This is a genomic window from Kitasatospora sp. NPDC058063, assembly GCF_042885395.1.
Classification (GTDB): Bacteria; Actinomycetota; Actinomycetes; order Streptomycetales; family Streptomycetaceae; genus Kitasatospora; species Kitasatospora lactacystinica.
The window spans coordinates 109,348-128,502 of sequence record NZ_JBHVSD010000023.1 but is presented as its reverse complement, the minus strand read 5'-3'; the positions used below and the strand labels follow the sequence as shown (position 1 = coordinate 128,502).

Sequence of the window (19,155 nt, the reverse complement as noted above, 5' to 3'; positions counted from 1 at the left end):
AACGACAAAGGGCCCCGTTCCCCCGCGGGGCCCTTTGCCCTTTCCCCGTGCTCCCGGCCTCCGGCACCGTGCTCCCGGCCTCCGGCCTCCGGCACCCCGTCGGCCGCCCGGGTCAGGGGTGCTTGCGCCAGACACTCGGGTCGACCGGCTCCTCGGCCGGGGGCGGCGGCACCGCGCCGGGCACCGGCGCCCCGCCGGCCGGGGCGGGCGGCTCCTCGTGCGAGCCGAGCACCTCGCTCACCCCGCCCCCGGAGTCGAACGGCGCGTCCTGCGGCACGACGGCCCGCGCCGGAACGCCGTACCCCGGCACCGGACCGCCCTGCTGCGCCGGAACGCCGTGCGGCGGCGTCGCGTACGGCACCTGCGGCGGCACCGTCGCCGGGTGCGGCGCGGCACCCTGGGCACGGGCGAACGGGGACTCGGCGTACGGCACCGCGCCGTTCGGCGCGCCCGCGCCCCGGTCGCGGACGGCCACCAGCAGCGGCGGCACCAGCAGGGCGCCGACCAGCGCCCAGACCGCGTTGGCCACCAGCGTGCCCAGGAACACCAGCCCGGCCGAGGACTCCTGGGAGAACTCCATCCGGGCGGTCTCGGTCCAGCCCGTCATGGACGTGGTCTCCACCAGCCGCGCCCCGGAGAGCGCCATCAGCAGGGTGAGCGCCCCGGCGTGCAGGGCCGCCAGGCGCAGCCGGTCGGTCGCGTCCAGGCGCCGCCGGTACGCCGCCCAGCCGAGCACGCCCGCCGCGACGAGCGCGGCCAGGCCGGCCCAGCGCCAGTCGGCGCTCAGGTCCCGCAGGTCGAAGAAGGAGAACTCGGTGTCGTTGCTGCGGTCGCGCCACGAGCCGCCGCCGTCACCGGACAGACCGGTGTGCGTCCGGAAGCCCGCCCCCGAGCCGAAGCCGAGCAGGCCGAGGCCGAGGTTGGGCAGGAAGGCCAGCGAGACCCCGGTCAACGCCCCGTCCTCGCTGTTCAGCGACACCAGCAGGAAGGCCGCCACCGAGGACAGCCCCACCGAGACCGCGAGCGCCTGGCCGGCGGTCAGCGCGGCCACCGCCCAGCCGCGCACCGAGCGGCTGCGCCAGGCCGCCCAGCGCAGCGCGTCGGTGCCGTACACCAGGAAGGTCAGCAGGGCGGCCGGCACCACGGTCCAGGCGACCGCCTCCAGCCAGCCGGAGTCCGCGGTGACCAGCAGCTCCGGCTTCCCCCGGGAGTCGAAGTAGTCGGACTTCACGCCGCGGCCGTCCGGGCTCCAGTCCGTACCGCCGACCAGGCCGAGCGCCAGGCTCACCGCCGCGAGGACCGCCGCGGTGCGCATCGCCTCGGCGGCGGCCTGGCCCCGGGTCAGCTGACCCTCGGCCGCCTTGCGCCGGCGCAGCCCGGCCCGCAGGCCGAGCCAGAGCGCCAGGCACCACAGGACCGTTACGGTCATCGGCAGCACCCGGACGGTCTCGGTCCAGCCGTCCGGGCCCCGGCCCACCGAGCTCTGGTAGGCGAGCCGGAACGGCGCGCCGAGCGCGTTCAGGGTCATCGACAGCATCGCGCCGAAGCGCTCGCCGAAGCCGGGCGCCTCGAACCGGTACTGGTACTGGTAGTCGCTCGGGACCGCCGCGATCAGCGCCACGGCCAGCAGGACGAGGGTCGGCGCGACGGCCGCCCTGGTCGCCGGGCGCCAGTCCGCGGCCGTCAGCAGGCGCTGGAGGGCGGGCTGCCTGTCGTACGACTGCCCGGCACCCCAGCTGCCCAGGGCGGGCGGGGCCGCGGCCGCGGGCCCGTACCCCGGCTGCGGACCGTACTCCGGCTGCGGCCCGTACCCGGGCGGCGGCACGGGCGGCGGGACGGGCGCGGCCGCACCCGGCGGTGGCGGCGGGACGGCGGCCGGCGGGGCGGCCGGCGGGGCCGGGGGCGCGAACGGCCGGCCGCACGACCCGCAGGCGGGCGCCCCCTCCTCCGAAGTCGCCCCGCACGATGCGCAGTTGGCCATGGCCCGCGCTCCCCCCGCTCGACGAGTTCCTGGCCGCCCCAGGGAGCCCGTTTATCCCATCGGACCCGAACGGCTGTCAACCGGGAACCGGCGCAGGCGGATTGGCCCGCCGGACCGGCTTCAGCCGCGCTTCTTCGGGACCTCCGGGACGGGCAGCAGCGGCAGCCGCAGCGCGCCGAACGCGCCCTCGGGCACGGCCGGCCGCACCGGCGCCACCGCCGTGACCCGCCGGTACTCCTCGCCCTGGGCGGGGCGCGGGTCCGCCTCGCCCTTGTTCGGCCACATCGACAGGGCGCGCTCGGCCTGCGCCGTGATGGTGAGCGAGGGGTTGACGCCCAGGTTGGCGGAGACGGCCGAACCGTCCACCACGCTGATCCCCGGGTAGCCGTACAGCCGGTGGTACGGGTCCACCACGCCGGTCCCGGGGGCGTCGCCGATCGGGCAGCCGCCCAGGAAGTGCGCCGTCATCGGGATGTCGAAGATCTCGCCGACGGTGCTGCCGGGGAAGCCGTTGATCTCGTCGGCCAGCGCCTGGGCGCCGCGCTCGGCCGCCGGGATCCAGGTCGGGTTGGGCTCGCCGTGGCCCTGGGCGGAGGTGAGCCGGGCCTTGCCGAGCGGGCCCTTCCTCAGCGAGACGGTGATCGAGTTGTCGAGCGACTGCATCACCAGGCCGATGATCGTCTTCTCGGACCAGCCGCGCTGGTTCATCGAGCGGGCGAAGGTCACCGGATGGAGCACCGAGTTGCCCAGGTAGCGCAGCCAGCGCGGGAGCGTTCCGCCGCCCCTGACCTGGGCGATGGACAGTGCGCCCATCGCGTTGGAGCCCTTGCCGTAGCGGACCGGCTCGATGTGGGTGTTGGCGTCCGGGTGGATCGAGGAGGTGATCGCCACGCCCTTGGTGAAGTCCGCCTTGGCGCCGTAGCGCCGGTCGGTGGTCTGCGCCCCCACCAGGGCCTCGGAGTTGGTCCGGGTCAGCTCGCCCAGCCGCTCCGAGATCCGGGGCAGGTGGCCGCCGTCCCGCATCCGGTGCAGCAGCGACTGGGTGCCGTAGGTGCCGGCCGCGACGACCACCCGGGCCGCGGTGATGGTCCGCGCACCCGCCTTCACCCGGTCGGTCTTCGAACGCGCGTCGGTGCGGCGCACGTCCACGGCGAAGCCCCGGCCCCCGTCGGCCCCGCCGATCTCCCGGATCCGGGCCACCGTGGTGAGCGGGTGGATCTCCGCGCCGCCCTTCTCGGCCAGGTACAGGTAGTTCTCGGTGAGCATGTTCTTGGCGCCGTGCCGGCAGCCGGTCATGCACTCGCCGCACTCCACGCAGGCCTTGCGGGCCGGGCCGGCGCCGCCGAAGTACGGGTCGGCCACCTCGCCCCCCGGGGCCGCCTCGGCCGCGCCTCCCCCGGACTCCGTCCGGGAGGTGCCCCCGGCGTCCTCGCCGTCGCCGAAGAAGACCCCGACCGGCGCCATGTGGAAGGTGTCGCCGACGCCCATCCGCTCGGCGGCCGCCTTGAGGTGGACGTCGGACGGGGTGAGGGTCGGGTTGAGCCGGACCCCGAGCATCCGCTGCGCCTGGTCGTAGAACGGTGCCAACTCCTGCTGCCAGTCGGTGATGTGGCGCCACTGCCGGTCCTCGAAGAAGGCCTTCGGCGGCACGTACAGGGTGTTGGCGTAGTTCAGCGAGCCGCCGCCGACCCCGGCGCCGGCCAGGATCAGCACATTGGCCAGCAGGTGGATGCGCTGGATGCCGTACAGCCCGAGCCGCGGCGCCCACAGGTAGTTCGGCAGGTCCCAGGAGTTCCTGGGCAGTTCGTCCCGGTCGAAGCGCCGCCCGGCCTCCAGGACGGCGACCCGGTAGCCCTTCTCGGTCAGCCGCAGCGCCGCGACCGAACCGCCGAAGCCGGACCCGACCACCACCACGTCGTAGTCGAACTCCGCCGCACCGCCGGACTGCACCATCTGCCACCGCTCCTTCGCCGGGTGAACCTGTCTGTGGGGCGGCGGGCCGGGCTGCGCGCAACCGCGGGGCCCGGCCCGCCGCCCGGGCCCGCGCGAAACGGGCCCACGTGAAGCGGACCCACGTGAAGCGGACCCACGTGAAGCGGGCCTACTTGAAGCGCAGCGCCTTGAGCGCCCGCAGGCCGCCGGTCATCACCGCGGCGAACTGCTTGTCGTCCAGGCCGAACGAGGGCGCGATCGGCATCAGCCGCTGGGTCGCGATGGTCTGCGCCTCGGTGAAGCGCAGGATGCCCTCGGCGCCGTGCCGGCGGCCCAGCCCGGAGTCGCCCATCCCGCCCATCGGCGAGGCGATCGAGCCGTACGCGGCGGCGTACGCCTCGTTGACGTTGACCGTGCCGGTGCGCAGCCGGGACGCGACCGTCCGGCCGCGCCGCAGGTCCCTGGTCCAGACGCTGGAGTTGAGGCCGTACGGCGTGGAGTTGGCGGCGGCCACCGCCTCCTCGTCGGTGTCGAAGCGGTAGACAGAGACGACCGGGCCGAAGGTCTCCTCGGCGCAGACCGCCATGTCCGGGGTGACGCCGTCGAGGATGGTCGGCTCGAAGAAGAACGGACCGAGGTCCGGCCGGGCCCGTCCGCCGGCCACCACGGTGGCGCCCGCCTTGACCGCCTCGTCGACGTGCCGGGTGGTGGTCTCCAGCTGGCGGACGGAGACCAGCGAGCCCATGTCGGCGCCGTACGCGAGGCCGCCGCCGAGGCGCAGCGCCCGGGTGCGGGCGGCGAAGCGCTCCAGGAACTCGTCGGCCACCGAGCGGTGCACCAGCAGCCGCTCGATCGAGATGCACAGCTGTCCGGCGGAGGAGAAGCAGGCCCGCACGGCGCCGGCGGCGGCCGCGTCGAGGTCGGCGTCGGCGAGCACCAGCATGGCGTTCTTGCCGCCGAGTTCGAGCGAGGCTCCGACCAGCCGGGCGGCGGCGCGCTGGGCGACGTCGCGGCCGGTACGGGTGGAGCCGGTGAACGAGACGTAGTCGGCGTGCTCCACCACGGCGGGGCCGATCACCGGGCCGTCGCCGATCACGATCTGCCACAGGTCGGCCGGCAGCCCGGCCTCGATCAGCAGCTCGCGGGCCCACAGCGCGGTCAGCGCGGTCTGGGTGTCGGGCTTGTTGACCACCGCGTTGCCGGCCACGAAGGCGGGCAGGGCGTCGCCGACGGACAGCTCCAGCGGGTAGTTCCACGGCGAGATGTGGCCGACCACGCCCTTGGGCCGGCGGGCCTCGACGGCCTGGGTGAGCACCGGCAGCGCGCCGCCGCGCCGCTTGTCCCGGAGGTACCCGTGCGCGGCCCGCCCGTAGTGCCGGGCGGCCATGGCGACGGCCAGCACCTCCTCGAAGGCGTGCAGCCGGGCCTTGCCGGTCTCCGCCTGGACGAGGTCCAGTACCTCGTCCTGCCGCTTGAGCAGCAGGTCGTGGAAGCGCAGCAGGACGGCGGCCCGGCGGCGCACCGGCAGCGCGGCCCAGGCGGCCTGGGCGCGGCGGGCCAGCTGGAAGGCGACCTCGACGTCGGCCGGGGTGGACTGCGGCAGGCTGGCCAGCCGCTCGCCGGTCAGCGGGGCGACGGTCTCCACCAGGTCGGGCTCGCCGGTGGCGGTGACGCCGGTCGCCAGCTTGGCGACCAGGGACGGCGGGACGGCCGCGGCGACGGTCCGCGCGCCGCCGGGTGCCGCCGGGTTGCCCGTGCCGGGGTGTCCGGTGGCCACTGCGTCTGCTGTGAGGTCCGACATACGGCGCAGCCTAGGCGTTCGGCGCCCGGTCCGGTACCCGTCGGTAACAAGAATCTGCCGCAGTCGGGTGAAAGCGGGCGCCCCGCCCGGCCCCGGTCAGCGGGTCGGGGTGAAGCTGTTGAGCACGGCGTAGAAGCGCTGCTCGGCCTCGTTCCACTCGCTGCCCCGCTCCGGGCTGGACGAGTAGATCGCGTAGCTGGTGCCGTCCTGGCTGATGAACTCGGTCTCGATCGCGCGCCGGCGGCCGCCGTCCTTGGCCAGGTAGCTGAACTCCCAGACCGCCGCCTCCTGGCCCTTCACCGCCGTGCCGGCCATCCGGTGCTGCTTGTAGTCCTTGAGCGACTTGGAGACGCTGGTCTCCATCTGCCGCATGTGCTCCAGCGGCTTGACCGACTGGCCGACGGTGACGGCGAACTGGAGGTAGTGCACCTTGCCGTCGGGGCTGTAGAAGATCTGGTTGTCGCCGGCGCTGATCCGCTGCCAGGGCGGGGTGCCGTTCGGCAGCGGGAAGCGGAAGCCGGCCGGGTCGTCGACCCAGTGGTAGCCGCTGGGCGGTGCCACCGCGGGGGTGGCGTCGCTGGTGGGTTCGGGCCCGGTGGACTCCGCGGCGGTCGGCGTCGGGTCGTTGGGGCTGTCGCCGCCGACCACGTGCCGGGTGACGAGGAAGGTGCCCGCGGCGGCCAGCAGGCCGACGGCCACCGCGATGCCGACGATCTTCAGCAGGCTGCGGCGCTTGGCCGGTCCCCGCTCGGGCGTGACGGAGTGCGGCACCGGCGCGACGGGCCCGGTGTGCGCCCGGGCAGCGGCCTGTGCGCCCCCGGTGGTGTCCGGTTCGGCGGGGACGACGGGCGTTGCGGGAACGGCGGGGACAGCGGACGCGGCGGGTGCGGCGGCCTTCGGCTCGGTCGGCTCCTCGGAGCCCTTGGCCGGCTCCGCCTCGGGCGCCGGACCGTCGCTGCGGTCCACCACCGGCACCGACCGGGTCGGCGTGCGCACCGCCGCGACCGACTTCAGGCCCATCGTGTGCCCGGCCTGCACCTCGGCCAGCATCTTGGCCGCCTCGTCCGCGGTGGGCCGCTCGGCCGGGTCCTTGGCCATCAGCGCGGCCAGCACCGGCCCCAGCGGCCCGGCCCGCCGCGACTCCGGCAGCGGCTCGTCGACCACCGCGGCGAGCGTGCTGATCGGCGAATCCCGCCGGAACGGCGACTGGCCCTCGACCGCCGCGTACAGCGTCGCCCCGAGGCCCCACAGGTCGGAGGCCGGCCCGGGCCGCTCACCCTGGGCACGCTCCGGCGCCAGGTAGTCCGGCGACCCGACCAGGTCCCCCGGCCGGGTCAGCTCGGTCGAGCCCTCGTACTTCGCGATGCCGAAGTCCAGCAGCACCACCCGCCCGGTGCCGCGCTCCAGCAGCACGTTGGCCGGCTTCACGTCCCGGTGCAGCACGCCCAGCTGGTGGCCCCGGTGCAGCGCGGCCAGTACCTGGCTGCCCACCTCGGCGGCGGCGCGCGGCTGCAGGGTGCCGTCCTGGCTGATCACATCGGCCAGCGAGCGGCCGTCGACCAGCTCCATCACGATCCACGGCCGGCCGTCCTGCTCCAGCACGTCGTGCACGGTGATCACACCGGGGTGCTTGATCCGCGCGGCCGCGCTGGCCTCGCGCTTCATCCGGGTGTGCAGGATCTGGAGGTCCTCCTCGGGCAGGTGGTTGACGGTCAGCTCCTTGACCGCGACCTCGCGGTCGAGCATCCGGTCCCAGGCCCGCCAGACGGTGCCCATGCCGCCCCGGCCGAGCCGCTCGCCGAGCTCGTACCGCCCGGCCAGCAACCGCTCCGCCTCGGCCGCCTCCGGCCGGTCCTGCACGCCCATCTGCGCCCGCTCCCCCACACACTCCGCCAGCCGTCACAGCGACGGAGGGCCTGGTGCAGACCACTGTTCGAACAAATCCCACGCACACATTAGGCGCACCTTGCCGCCCCGGGTAATCATGCCCACCCGCTGAACCGCAGGACCGGAATCCCAGCGGATCGTCAGCCCGCGAACAGCACCACCGCGACAATTCCCAGCACGAGCAGCGCGAACACTCCACCGACCATCAGCGGGCCCAATAGGGCCGGGGGTATCCGGGGCGGTTTCGCACCGTTTCCTGCCCCGAAGTCCCCGCCGTTCCCGCCCTTTCGGGCACTCCTGCCGCCCCCGGGGCCCCCGGTCCTCCCGCCCCGCCGGCGCGGCTGCCTCGACACCGGCGGCGCGGGCACCGCGATCGCCGCCACCCGCTCCTCGTCGACCGGCTCCGGCGCCCCCGCCAGCAGCTCCGCCAGCTCCCCGCGCACCGCCTCCGCCGTCGGCCGCCGCACCGGATCGGCCTGCAACAGCCGCTCCACCAGCGGCCCGAGCGGCCCGCACACCACCGAGGGCTCGCGCCGCCCGTCCCGTACGGCCGTCACCAGCTCCGGCACGTTCCGCTCCGGGTACGGCGCGCGGCCGGTGACCATCCGCTGCACCAGCACCCCGAGCGCCCAGCAGTCGCCCGCCGGGCCGCCGTCCAGCGGCCAACGCTCCGCCACCGGACCGACCAGGGTCGCCCGCACCTCGTACCGGCGCCGCCCGGCCGGCCCGCCGAGCTCCTCGGCCAGCGCCTCCTGCGCCACCCCGGCGAGCAGTCCGCCGAGCATCGCCGCACCGTCCTCGCAGACCAGCACGGACTCCGCGGTCAGGCCGCCGTGGGTCAGCCCGGCCGCGTGCAGCGCCCGCAGCGCGCCCGCCAGATCCGCCGCCAATTCGGCCGCCCGGTACGGCGGCAGCGGCCCCTCGGCGAGCAGCTCGGCCACCGTCCACCCGGCCGGCCGCTCCTCCACCGTCCACAGCAGCTCGCCCTCGACGAACGCGCCGACCCCCCGCAGCAGCCGCGGGTGCGCGACCGGCGCGGCCGAACCGACCGCCGCCACCCGCCGCACCAGGCGGTCCGCCTGTGCTGCGGCGGCGTCCTCCGGATCCTGCCCCACCGTCAGCAGCCCCGGCAGCTCCAGGGCGCTCAGCAGCACCGATTCTCCGGTCCGCTCGTCCACCGCGTGGGCGCTCAGCGGTCCGGGACGGTCCGTCAGCCGGTACCGTCCCGCCAGCAACAGCTCGGGGCCGCCTCGCATGCCAGTTCCTCTCGCTCGCCGACCAGCCTACTGAGCGGCTCCCTTAGGCTCGATCCATGGACTGGACCGATCTGATCGACACCGCCCTCGAGGCGTCCGGGAACAGCAGCAAGGCCAACCAGGCCGAGGCCGTCCGCGCCGTGGAGGCGACCGTCATCGACGGCGAGAAACCGGTCGCCTCCACCGCCGGGCGCCACCCCGAGCACTTCCGCAAGGGAGTGCTCGTGCTGACCACCCATCGGCTCCTGTTCCTGAAGGACGGCAAGCCGCCGGTCCCGGTTCCGCTCGCCGCCGTCAGCGACGTCGCCGTGACCCGCACCAAGCTCAACGGCGAAGTGCTCCTGGTGGTGGCGCTCACCGGCTCGCACCGCTTCGAGGACGTGGTCAAGGCCGAGTTCTTCGCCGAGCAGCTCCGGGCCGCCGCCCGCGCCGCCCGCAACACCCCGAAGGCCCTGCCCGCCGCACCGGCCGGAGCCGCCACCGGCGAACAGCTCATCGGCCAGCTCGAACGGCTGGCCGCCCTGCGCACCTCCGGTGCCCTCACCGAGGACGAGTTCACCCGCGCCAAGCAGCGCCTGCTCGGCTAGAACCTGTCTACGGCGCGGGCTGGAAGCTGTTGAAGACGACGTCCCGGACCGGGGCCTGGGCGGCCCACTCGGCGTCCGGGACGATCCAGTAGATCGAGTACCCGTACTTGGCCGGGGTCCCGGTCACGAAGCCGCGGTTGAGCGAGTGCATCCTGGGCGTGCCGTTGGTCCACTCCCAGTCCGCGGCGTTGCTCCACTGCCGGTAGGTGATCGCCGCCAGGTTCAGCCGCTGGTAGTTGGTGACCTGCCCGCGGACGCTCGGCTCCGACTCCTGCCAGTCGGCGACCGCGCTCGCGCCGGGCGACGTGGTCCACTCGATCCGCAGCTGGCTGCCGTCCGCCGCGTTCTTGAAGATCCGCCGGTTGGCGTCGGACGCCGTCGGCTGCAGGCCGTCCGGCAGCACGACCGAGAAGCCGCTCGGGTCCTTGTACTCGTGGTATCCGGCCGGCACGCCCCCCGGCGTGGGCTGCGCCGGGGTCTGGACCGGTGCCGGGGGCTGCACGGGAGCCGCCGGCGAACCGGCCGACTGCACGGGCGCGTCCGGCACCGCGGCCGGGTCGCCGGTCGGCTGCGGAGCGGGTCCGCCCGCCGGCGGCGCCGCCGCGCCCGGGCTCGACTCCGGCTCCGTACCCGCCGTCACCGGCGCGGTGGCCCCCGCGCTCTGCGCGGCCCCGCCGCCCGACCCGCCGTCCTCGTTGCCGACCATCCGGAGCACCGCCACCACCCCGGCGATCAGCAGCAGCACCACGATCACGGTGGCGATGGCCAGCCGCCGCCGACCGGTGCGCGGGTCGGCCCCGGCCGCCTGCGTCGCGCCCATCGTCCACTCACTGGTCACCGGCCGGATCGACTCCGGCTCCGGCGCCTCCGGCTCCCCGGCCGGCTTCTCGACGGGCTCCTCGTCCTGGGCCCGGCTGCCGACCCGGACCGTCCCCAGCAGCCCGGCCACGGGCCGCTTGCGGCCCTCCTCGGCCTGCTCCGGCTCCTCCTTCGCGGGCTCCGGCGCCGCCTTCTCCACCGGCACCGCGTGCTCGGTGGTCGACTCCGCCCGCGCGGTGGAATCCGCGACCACCCGCTTGAGCATCGACCGGGTCTGCGAGGCGTCCAGCCGCTCGGCCGGGTCCTTCGCCAGCAGCCCCTCGATCACCGGCCGCAGCGGCCCGGCGTTCACCGGCGCCGCCAGGTCCTCGGTCATCACCGCGGTCAGCGTGGCCAGCGCGGAGCCCCGGTCGTACGGCGGCCGGCCCTCGACCATCGCGTACAGCGTGCCGCCCAGCGACCACAGATCGGCCGGCGGCCCGGGCTTCTGCCCGCGGGCCCGCTCCGGCGAGATGTACGAGGGCGCGCCGACCAGCATCCCGGTCGAGGTGACGGAGGCGTCGCCCTCCACACTGGCGATGCCGAAGTCGGTGAGCACCACCCGGCCGTCCTCGCCGATCAGCACGTTGGACGGCTTGACGTCCCGGTGCAGGATGCCCAGCGCGTGCGCCGCGCTCAGCACGCCCAGCACGTCCAGCGCGATCTCCGCGGCCCGGGCGGGCTCCAGCGGCCCGTCCTCCCGCACCACGTCGGCCAGCGAGCGGGACTCGACCAGCTCCATGACGATCCACGGCCGGTCGTCCTCGTCGACCACGTCGAAGACCGTCACCGCCGAACTGTGCCGGATCCGCGCGGTCGCCTTGGCCTCGCGCAGCGTCCGGGTGATCAGCCGGTGCTTCTCCTCCTCGTCGACGCTGGCGTTCATCCGCAGTTCCTTGACCGCGACGGTCCGGCCCAGCATCTCGTCCTCGGCGCGCCAGACCGTGCCCATGCCACCGCGCCCGAGCACGCCGTTCAGGCGGTAGCGGCCGGCCAGGAGGCGGCCGGTGGAACCCTTCGCCTGGGTCATTCGGAACGTTCCCCCATGTGCTGCTGGCGGTCGTGGTGACGGCACGTCGGCCCGACCTGGGGCCCGGACGCCCAAGCCTCCATCATCTCCTGTCCGGAGGGCCCGCGACCACCCGGCCCCCGCCACAAGCCGGGACGAACCGGAACGGGCGCGGCGCTCCGTGCTCGATCTGTGATCGAAAACTCGCCAAGATCTGCCCGAACCACTGCTACCGTTCGGCAGCTCATCGTCTTTCCGGGGGGATTCGACGCCCATGACCGCACCCGCGCCGGGCACTGACGGCCCATCGACCCGGCCCCGCACCGCCGAGCACTACTCGGTCGCGCCGCCCCCGGCCGCCCCCGAGGGCTACGTCGCCCCCGGCATGCCCGGCGCCCCCGTGGCCGGTTTCGAACCCACCGAACCCCCGCCCCGGCCCGTCCCCCGCCGCCGCACCGCCCTGGCCGTGGCCCTCGCCGTGCTCGCCATGCTGATCGGCGGCCTGGCCTACGGCAGCGCCCCCCTGCGCGCCGCCGACAGCCTCGGCTGGCTGGCCATCGCCCCGGCCGGCCTGGTCGCCCTCCCCCTCGGCCGCCTCGGCGGCAAGAGCCGCTCGCTCCCCCCGCTCGGCGCCCTCCTCGCCGCCGGCGCCCTCCTCCTCGGCCAACTGATCGAACACCTCCGCCGCCTGCGCGCCGAGGGCCCCGCCCCCCACGGCCTGCTGCACGACACCGTCACCGCCTGGCGCGCCGACCTCCGCCCCCTCGACGCCGCCTTCTACGCCATCGCCCTCATCGGCGGCTTCCTCCTCACCCGCCGCACCGCCACCCGAAGCTGACGCCGGCGCCCCTCCCGCAAGCCCCCCGAAAACCCCGAAGGCCCCCGCCGATTCCCGGCAGGGGCCTCCGTCGACACCCGTCAGCGGTGATCGAGCGCCGGGTTCACCGTCACCTCGACCCGCTGGAACTCCTTGAGCTCCGTGTACCCCGTGGTGGCCATCGCGCGCCGCAGCGCACCGAACAGGTTCATGGTCCCGTCCGGGGTGTGCGAAGGCCCGGTGAGGATCTCCTCGGTGGTGCCGACCGCGCCGAGGTTCACCCGCTTGCCGCGCGGCAGCTCCTCGTGGACGGCCTCCATCCCCCAGTGGAACCCCTTGCCCGGGGCGTCGGTCGCCCGGGCCAGCGCGGCCCCGATCATCACCGCGTCCGCGCCGCAGGCGACCGCCTTCGGGATGTCCCCGCTGTAGCCGACGCCCCCGTCCGCGATCACGTGCACGTAGCGCCCGCCGGACTCGTCCATGTAGTCGCGACGGGCGGCCGCCACGTCGGCCACGGCGGTCGCCATCGGCACCTGGATGCCCAGGACGTTCCGGGTGGTGTGGGCGGCGCCCCCGCCGAACCCGACCAGGACGCCGGCGGCGCCGGTGCGCATCAGGTGCAGCGCGGCGGTGTAGGTGGCGCAGCCGCCGACGATCACCGGAACGTCCAGCTCGTAGATGAACTGCTTGAGGTTGAGCGGCTCGGCGGCGCTGGAGACGTGCTCGGCCGAGACGGTGGTGCCGCGGATGACGAAGACGTCGACGCCGGCGTCGACAACGGCCTTGGAGAACTCGGCGGTGCGCTGCGGCGAGAGCGCGGCGGCGGTGACCACACCGGAGTCGCGGACCTCCTGGATCCGCTGCTTGATCAGCTCGGCGCGGATCGGCGCGGCGTAGATCTCCTGGAGGCGGCGGGTCGCGGTGGACTCGTCGGTGATCGCGGCGATCTCGTCCAGCAGCGGCTGCGGGTCCTCGTAGCGGGTCCACAGGCCTTCGAGGTTCAGCACGCCCAGACCGCCGAGGCGGCCGATCTGGATGGCCTGCTGCGGCGAGACCACGCTGTCCATCGGGGCGGCCAGGAACGGCAGCTCGAAGCGGTACGCGTCGATCTGCCAGGCGATCGAGACCTCCTTCGGGTCCCGGGTACGGCGGCTGGGGACGACGGCGATGTCGTCGAAGGCGTACGCCCGTCGGCCGCGCTTGCCTCGCCCGATCTCGATCTCAGTCACTTCGAGCCCTTCTGCTTTGTTGCTCATGCCCGCGCCGGGTCACCCCGGCCGCACCCCAGTATCCCGTACCGCCGCTGGTCCCGCCCCGACGGCCCACGGCCCGGACACGCCCCGGACGCGTCCGGCCGCGCCCGGAGCCGCGCCCCCGGGCCGCACTCCCGGCGCACGCGGGCCGCGCCCCGGGCAGCCCGAAGGGCCCGTCGCCGCGGTGCGGCAGCGGGCCCTTCGGGGGTTCAGCGGGTCAGCGGGCCGAGTAGTTCGGCGCCTCGACGGTCATCTGGATGTCGTGCGGGTGGCTCTCCTTGAGGCCCGCCGAGGTGATCCGGACGAACCGGCCCTTGCTCTCCATCTCGGCGACGGTGGCGGCGCCGACGTAGCCCATGGTCTGGCGCAGACCGCCGACGAGCTGGTGCAGCACGGCCGACAGCGGGCCGCGGTAGGGCACCTGGCCCTCGATGCCCTCGGGGACGAGCTTGTCGTCCGAGGCCACCTCGGCCTGGAAGTAGCGGTCCTTGGAGTACGAGCGGCCCTGGCCGCGGGACTGCATGGCGCCGAGCGAGCCCATGCCGCGGTAGGACTTGAACTGCTTGCCGTTGATGAACATCAGCTCGCCCGGGGACTCCTCGCAGCCGGCCAGCAGCGAGCCGAGCATCACGGTGTCGGCACCGGCGGCGAGCGCCTTGCCGATGTCGCCCGAGTACTGCAGGCCGCCGTCGCCGATGACCGGCACACCGGCCGCCAGGCAGGCCTGGGCGGCCTCGTAGATGGCGGTGACCTGCGGGACGCCGATGCCGGCGACCACGCGGGTGGTGCAGATGGAGCCGGGGCCGACGCCGACCTTGACGCCGTCCACGCCGGCGTCGATCAGCGCCTGGGCGCCGTCCCGGGTGGCCACGTTGCCGCCGACCACGTCGATCCCGACGGCCGACTTGATCTTCGCGATCCAGGCCAGCGCGTTGTGGCTGTGGCCGTGCGAGGTGTCCACCACCAGGAAGTCCGCACCGGCCTCGACCAGGGCCTGGGCCCGGTCGAACGCCTCGGCGCTGGCACCGACGGCGGCGCCGACCAGCAGCCGGCCCTCGGCGTCCTTGGCCGCGTTCGGGTACTGCTCGGCCTTGACGAAGTCCTTGACGGTGATCAGGCCCTTGATCCGGCCCTCGTCGTCGACCAGCGGCAGCTTCTCGATCTTGTGGCGGCGCAGCAGGGCCATCGCGTCCACCCCGGAGATGCCGACCTTGCCGGTGATCAGCGGCATCGGGGTCATGATCTCGCGGACCTGGCGGCTGCGGTCCGACTCGAAGGCCATGTCGCGGTTGGTGACGATGCCGAGCAGCTTGCCGGCCTCGTCGGCGATCGGCACGCCGGAGATGCGGAACTTGGCGCACAGCGCGTCGGCCTCGGCCAGGGTGGTCTCCGGGCCGACCGTGATCGGGTCGGTGACCATGCCGGACTCGGAGCGCTTGACCAGGTCGACCTGGTTGGCCTGGTCCTCGACCGACAGGTTGCGGTGCAGCACGCCGACGCCGCCCTGGCGGGCCATGGCGATGGCCATGCGCGACTCGGTCACCTTGTCCATCGCCGCGGACAGCAGCGGGATGTTGACGCGCACGTTCCGGGAGACCCGCGAGGAGGTGTCCACCTGGTTCGGCAGCACCTCGGAGGCCCCGGGCAGCAGCAGGACGTCGTCGTACGTGAGCCCGAGCATCGCGAACTTCTCGGGTACGCCTGCGGCGTTGTAAGACATTTGGGGGGTACCTTCCGTGGCCGGCCTTATCCGCTCACGCCCGAGGGTGGGGGCGCATTCATCGCTCACTCGCGCAGACCGCCGAAGCCGGATGCAATGGGAGGATCCTCCAAGGGGATCCAGAGCGCACCCGTCAAACTTTGGCAACCCGCCCAGGCGCCGATACCCCATGGTACTGGCACCGCGAATGTGTCCTCGTGTGCCCTTGACAACAACCCGGCCCCGTGGCTCATTCCGCCCGCAAACGGTGGAAAGAGTGCGGATCGGGACGGGCCGCCGGATCGGGGGACCCGATCAGGAGGACTCCTCCGCGAGGGCCCGCAGCCGGCTGAGCGCCCGGTGCTGGGCGACCCGGACGGCGCCGGGCGACATCCCGAGCACCTCGCCGGTCTCCTCCGCCGACAGCCCGGCGGCCACCCGCAGCAGCACCAGCTCGCGCTGACGGGCCGGCAGGTTGGAGAGGAGCTCCTTCGCCCAGGCGGCGTCGCTGCTCAGCAGCGCCTGTTCCTCGGGGCCGAGCGCCTCGTCCGGCACCTCGGGCAGGTCGTCCTGCGGCACGACGGTCGAGCCGGGTCCGCGCATCGCGGCCCGCTGGAGGTCGGCGATCTTGTGAGCGGCGATCCCGTACACGAAGGCCTCGAACGGGCGCCCCTGGTCCTTGTACCGGGGCAGCGCGCACAGGACGGCCACGCAGACCTCCTGCGCGACGTCGTCCACGTGGTGCCGGGCCCCGCCGGGCAGCCGAACCAGCCGGGCGCGGCAGTACCGCAGCGCCAGCGGGTGGACGTAGGCGAGCAGCGCGTCGATCGCCGGGCCCTCGCCGCGGACCGCGGCCGCGACCAGTTCGCCCATCAGCGGCGAGCCGCCCGTGCCGAGCACCGGCGGGCGGTCCTGGCCGGTCATGCCGGCGGGACCGTCGGAGTCGGCGTACGACGGATCACGGCCCGGACCGGAGGGCTCGGCCTCCGCCGGGTCCGCCTGGCCGGCCGTACCGGCGACGTCGTCGCGCATCGGTCCATGGTGCCTGGTCGAGCGGGAAAACGCGGCACCGCGTCCGGAGTTGTGCACCGGAACGTTATGCGCTGCGGCACCGTAGGGCGTGCCCCGCACCACCGGCCCCTCCTGCACCGTGCCGCCTCCCGCCCCGCCGCGATCGGTGGTGGTCCCGTCCGTCGCGCCGTCCGCCGAGTGTCCTGCGGCTGCGTGGTTCGCCGCAGTGCCTGTCCGCTGGTCCCCGAGGTGCTCCACTCCTCCATGGTGCAACCTCGGGACCGTAACGTCACACGCCTGTGCGGCACCCGCTCCGGGAACCGCCGGCGGCACGCCGCACCCGGCGGCGCCGCCGGTGGTCAGCGGACCAGGCCCCAGCGGAAACCCAGCGCCACCGCGTGCGCCCGGTCGGAGGCCCCGAGCTTCTTGAACAGCCGTCGGGCGTGGGTCTTGACGGTGTCCTCGGAGAGGAACAGTTCACGGCCGATCTCGGCGTTGCTGCGGCCGTGGCTCATGCCCTCCAGCACCTGGATCTCACGCGCCGTCAGCGTCGGTGCCGCGCCCATGTCGGGGCTGCGCAGCCGGCGCGGGGCGAGCCGCCAGGTCGGGTCGGCGAGGGCCTGGGTGACGGTGGCCCGCAGCTCGGCGCGCGAGGCGTCCTTGTGCAGGTACCCGCGGGCGCCGGCGGCCACCGCGAGCGCGACGCCGTCGAGGTCCTCGGCGACGGTGAGCATGATGATCCGCGCGCCGGGGTCGGCGGACAGCAGCCGCCGGACCGTCTCGACCCCGCCGAGGCCGGGCATCCGGACGTCCATCAGAACGAGATCGGAGCGGTCGGCCACCCAGCGGCGGAGGACCTCCTCCCCGTTCGTCGCGGTGGTGACCCGGTCCACACCGGGTACGGTCGCGACCGCGCGGCGAAGCGCCTCGCGGGCGAGCGGGGAATCGTCGCAAACGAGAACGGAAGTCATGACCGTCGTCCTCCGCAGCTGATCCGCGTCACGTTGAGCCTCCTGGCTGGTACGAACCTCTCCGACACGGCCGATCGGCGACAGACTCCGTCCTGATCGCCCCAACCTGCCCGCGATCGTTCCCGACGTCCGGCGCCCGCTAACCGCCTCCGCACTTCCAACGACCGTCACTCGAATGAGTTACGGCCTTCGGGGCCATCTCCACCACTGTACGTGGCCAACCCATTACCGATCAGCCGCATCGCGGTGCACACGCCGCACTTTTGCGCAGCTCGCGCGCGGTGGGCGTACGACCCGCACACCGATTCGGCACGTCGCGCGCCCGTCGGCCACCCGATTGCCACGCCCGCGCCCGGCGGAGCCCTTGCCCACTATGCCCGTTTTTATAGCTTTCGTATGGTCATTGACTGTTGTGCCAGTGTGTGGGTGACTTGTCCATGGAGTTGCCTTAAGTCATATTTCCAGGTGTCCACACCAGTGCATCGAAGCCCCGCCGCACCGCTCGGCAGCAGCCCCGCCGAACGCCCGGCCGACGGCCGACAGCCTCTGAAGGGAATGAGCCATGGCAGATTTCTCCCGCCTCCCCGGTCCCAACGCGGACCTCTGGGACTGGCAGCTCTCCGCAGCCTGCCGTGGCGTGGACAGCTCGCTCTTCTTCCACCCCGAGGGCGAGCGCGGGGCCGCGCGCAGTTCGCGCGAGGCCAGCGCCAAGGAGGTCTGCATGCGCTGCCCGGTGATCGCCGAGTGCGCGGCGCACGCGCTGGCGGTCCGTGAGCCGTACGGCGTCTGGGGCGGGATGACCGAGGACGAGCGCGAGGAGATGCTGGGGCGCTCGCGGCACCGACTGATCGAGGTCCCGCTGGCCCCGCCGGCGGTCGCCCAGCGCTAGACCCGACTCCGTGAGCGCCGTGAAGAAACGTTCCTTCGCGGCGCTTCAGCCTTCTGGCTCACCGTACGTACCGGACCCCCGCGGCCCCGTCACCCACCGTCAGCGATCGGCGGCCGCCCCCGCCAGCCGCTCCAGCATCAGCGCCACGGCCGGCACCTCCGCCAGGTCCGGCAGGGTCAGCGCGACCACCTGGCGCACCGCGGGCGCCCCGGAGGCCGTGTGCACCGGCACCGTCGACACGCCGTCAGGACGCACCGACCGGAGCGCCAGCCGGGGCAGCACCGCCACTCCCAGCCCGGCCGCCACCAGGCCGACCACCGCCGGATAGTCGTCCGTCGCGAAGTCGATCCGCGGCTCGAAGCCCGCCCCGGCGCACAGCTCCACCAGGTGCCCCCGGCACTGCGGGCAGCCCGCGATCCACTGCTCCCCCGCCAGCTCGGCCAGCCCCACCGCCCCGCCCCGCCCCGCCAGCCCGTGGGCGGCGGGCAGCAGGCCCACCAGCGGGTCGTCCAGCAGCGGGGTGACCACCAGATCGGACCAGTCGGACCCCGCGGTCAGCTGCTGAGCCTCCAGATTGGCCTCGGCGCGCGCCTCGCGCGGCGTGCCGTGGGCCGGCGCCGGGAGCGCGACGGCGCCGTCGGACTGCGGGTAGCGGAAGGCCAGCGCGATCTCGCACTCGCCGCCGCGCAGCATCGCCAGCGACTCCGGCGGCTCCGCCTCGACCAGCGACACGCGCACCCCCGGATGGCCGTCCCGCAGGCGGGCGACCGCGGGCGGCACCAGGGTGGAACTCGCGGTCGGGAAGGAGACCAGCCGCACCCGCCCGGCCCGCAGCCCGGCGATCGCGGCCACCTCCTCCTCGGCGGCCGAGAGCCCGGCGAGGATTCCGGTGGCATGCTTGAGCAGGACCCGGCCGGCCTCGCTGAGCTGCATCCCGCGGCCCGAGCGAACCACCAGCGGGGTGTCCACCGACTTCTCCAGCGCCTTCATCTGCTGGCTGATGGCGGGCTGCGTACACCCCAGCTCGCGGGCGGCGGCGGAGAAGGAGCCGGTGCGGGCGACGGCACGCAGGACGCGCAGATGGCGGGCCTCGATCATGCCTTAGTTATAAGGCAATCTTTGCATTCTGCAAAATTCTACTGATAGTTGAACGGTGAAGGTGAACGCCGGAGGCCCGGCCCGCCACCCCTCGCGGGGCGCGGAC

The 19,155-nt window shown here is 74.3% G+C and carries 14 protein-coding genes; 3 read left to right on the top strand and 11 right to left on the bottom strand.

The annotated features are described in order from the left end of the window. Positions 1-112: 112 nt before the first annotated feature. From ACFVUY_RS32615 to ACFVUY_RS32595, 5 genes are all read right to left on the bottom strand, one after another. Entirely contained in the window at positions 113-1,981 is a 1,869-nt protein-coding gene (locus ACFVUY_RS32615; RefSeq protein WP_387735867.1) for a hypothetical protein, read from the bottom strand. A gap of 120 nt (positions 1,982-2,101) precedes the next feature. Continuing rightward, on the bottom strand, positions 2,102-3,934 hold the full coding sequence (locus ACFVUY_RS32610; protein ID WP_387735865.1) for a GMC oxidoreductase: 1,833 nt from the start codon (positions 3,932-3,934) through the stop codon (positions 2,102-2,104). A 148-nt stretch (positions 3,935-4,082) separates the two neighbouring features. Then, the gene (locus ACFVUY_RS32605; RefSeq protein WP_387735861.1) at positions 4,083-5,714 is read right to left on the bottom strand and encodes a succinic semialdehyde dehydrogenase; all 1,632 of its coding nucleotides are present in this window, start codon (positions 5,712-5,714) and stop codon (positions 4,083-4,085) included. Between the two features lie 96 nt (positions 5,715-5,810). Further along, positions 5,811-7,580 (bottom strand): protein kinase, encoded by a 1,770-nt coding sequence (locus ACFVUY_RS32600; RefSeq protein ID WP_387735859.1) that lies wholly within the window; start codon positions 7,578-7,580, stop codon positions 5,811-5,813. Positions 7,581-7,741: 161 nt separating this feature from the next. After that, a complete protein-coding gene (locus ACFVUY_RS32595) occupies positions 7,742-8,857 on the bottom strand; it encodes a protein kinase (protein WP_387735857.1) in 1,116 nt (371 codons plus the stop codon). A gap of 56 nt (positions 8,858-8,913) precedes the next feature. Between ACFVUY_RS32595 and ACFVUY_RS32590 the strand changes: the two genes are divergently transcribed. Beyond that, a complete protein-coding gene (locus tag ACFVUY_RS32590) occupies positions 8,914-9,444 on the top strand; it encodes an SHOCT domain-containing protein (RefSeq protein WP_387735854.1) in 531 nt (176 codons plus the stop codon). 7 nt (positions 9,445-9,451) lie between these two features. On the opposite strand, the gene ACFVUY_RS32585 is transcribed toward ACFVUY_RS32590, so the two are convergent. Continuing rightward, positions 9,452-11,332 carry a serine/threonine-protein kinase gene (locus ACFVUY_RS32585; RefSeq protein ID WP_387735852.1) on the bottom strand — a complete coding sequence of 627 codons (1,881 nt, stop codon included), beginning with the start codon at positions 11,330-11,332 and terminating at the stop codon, positions 9,452-9,454. Between the two features lie 253 nt (positions 11,333-11,585). Between ACFVUY_RS32585 and ACFVUY_RS32580 the strand changes: the two genes are divergently transcribed. Then, a complete protein-coding gene (locus tag ACFVUY_RS32580; RefSeq protein WP_387686346.1) occupies positions 11,586-12,149 on the top strand; it encodes a hypothetical protein in 564 nt (187 codons plus the stop codon). Between the two features lie 80 nt (positions 12,150-12,229). Here ACFVUY_RS32580 and ACFVUY_RS32575 read toward each other — a convergent pair whose 3' ends face one another. The 4 genes from ACFVUY_RS32575 to ACFVUY_RS32560 all read right to left on the bottom strand — a co-directional run bounded on the left by ACFVUY_RS32575 (position 12,230) and on the right by ACFVUY_RS32560 (position 17,062). Further along, positions 12,230-13,357 (bottom strand): GuaB3 family IMP dehydrogenase-related protein, encoded by a 1,128-nt coding sequence (locus ACFVUY_RS32575; RefSeq protein WP_380356899.1) that lies wholly within the window; start codon positions 13,355-13,357, stop codon positions 12,230-12,232. A 241-nt stretch (positions 13,358-13,598) separates the two neighbouring features. Next, on the bottom strand, positions 13,599-15,101 hold the full coding sequence (guaB, locus tag ACFVUY_RS32570; protein WP_387686343.1) for an IMP dehydrogenase: 1,503 nt from the start codon (positions 15,099-15,101) through the stop codon (positions 13,599-13,601). Positions 15,102-15,395: 294 nt separating this feature from the next. Beyond that, a complete protein-coding gene (gene shbA, locus ACFVUY_RS32565) occupies positions 15,396-16,004 on the bottom strand; it encodes an RNA polymerase sigma factor ShbA (RefSeq protein WP_387686385.1) in 609 nt (202 codons plus the stop codon). Positions 16,005-16,450: 446 nt separating this feature from the next. Beyond that, positions 16,451-17,062 (bottom strand): response regulator transcription factor, encoded by a 612-nt coding sequence (locus tag ACFVUY_RS32560; protein WP_014136228.1) that lies wholly within the window; start codon positions 17,060-17,062, stop codon positions 16,451-16,453. Between the two features lie 562 nt (positions 17,063-17,624). Here ACFVUY_RS32560 and ACFVUY_RS32555 point away from each other — a divergent pair. After that, the gene (locus tag ACFVUY_RS32555; RefSeq protein WP_387686340.1) at positions 17,625-17,951 is read left to right on the top strand and encodes a WhiB family transcriptional regulator; all 327 of its coding nucleotides are present in this window, start codon (positions 17,625-17,627) and stop codon (positions 17,949-17,951) included. Positions 17,952-18,050: 99 nt separating this feature from the next. Here the strand turns inward: ACFVUY_RS32555 and ACFVUY_RS32550 are convergent, their stop codons facing one another. After that, a complete protein-coding gene (locus tag ACFVUY_RS32550) occupies positions 18,051-19,049 on the bottom strand; it encodes a LysR family transcriptional regulator (RefSeq protein WP_387686337.1) in 999 nt (332 codons plus the stop codon). Positions 19,050-19,155 lie beyond the last annotated feature (106 nt).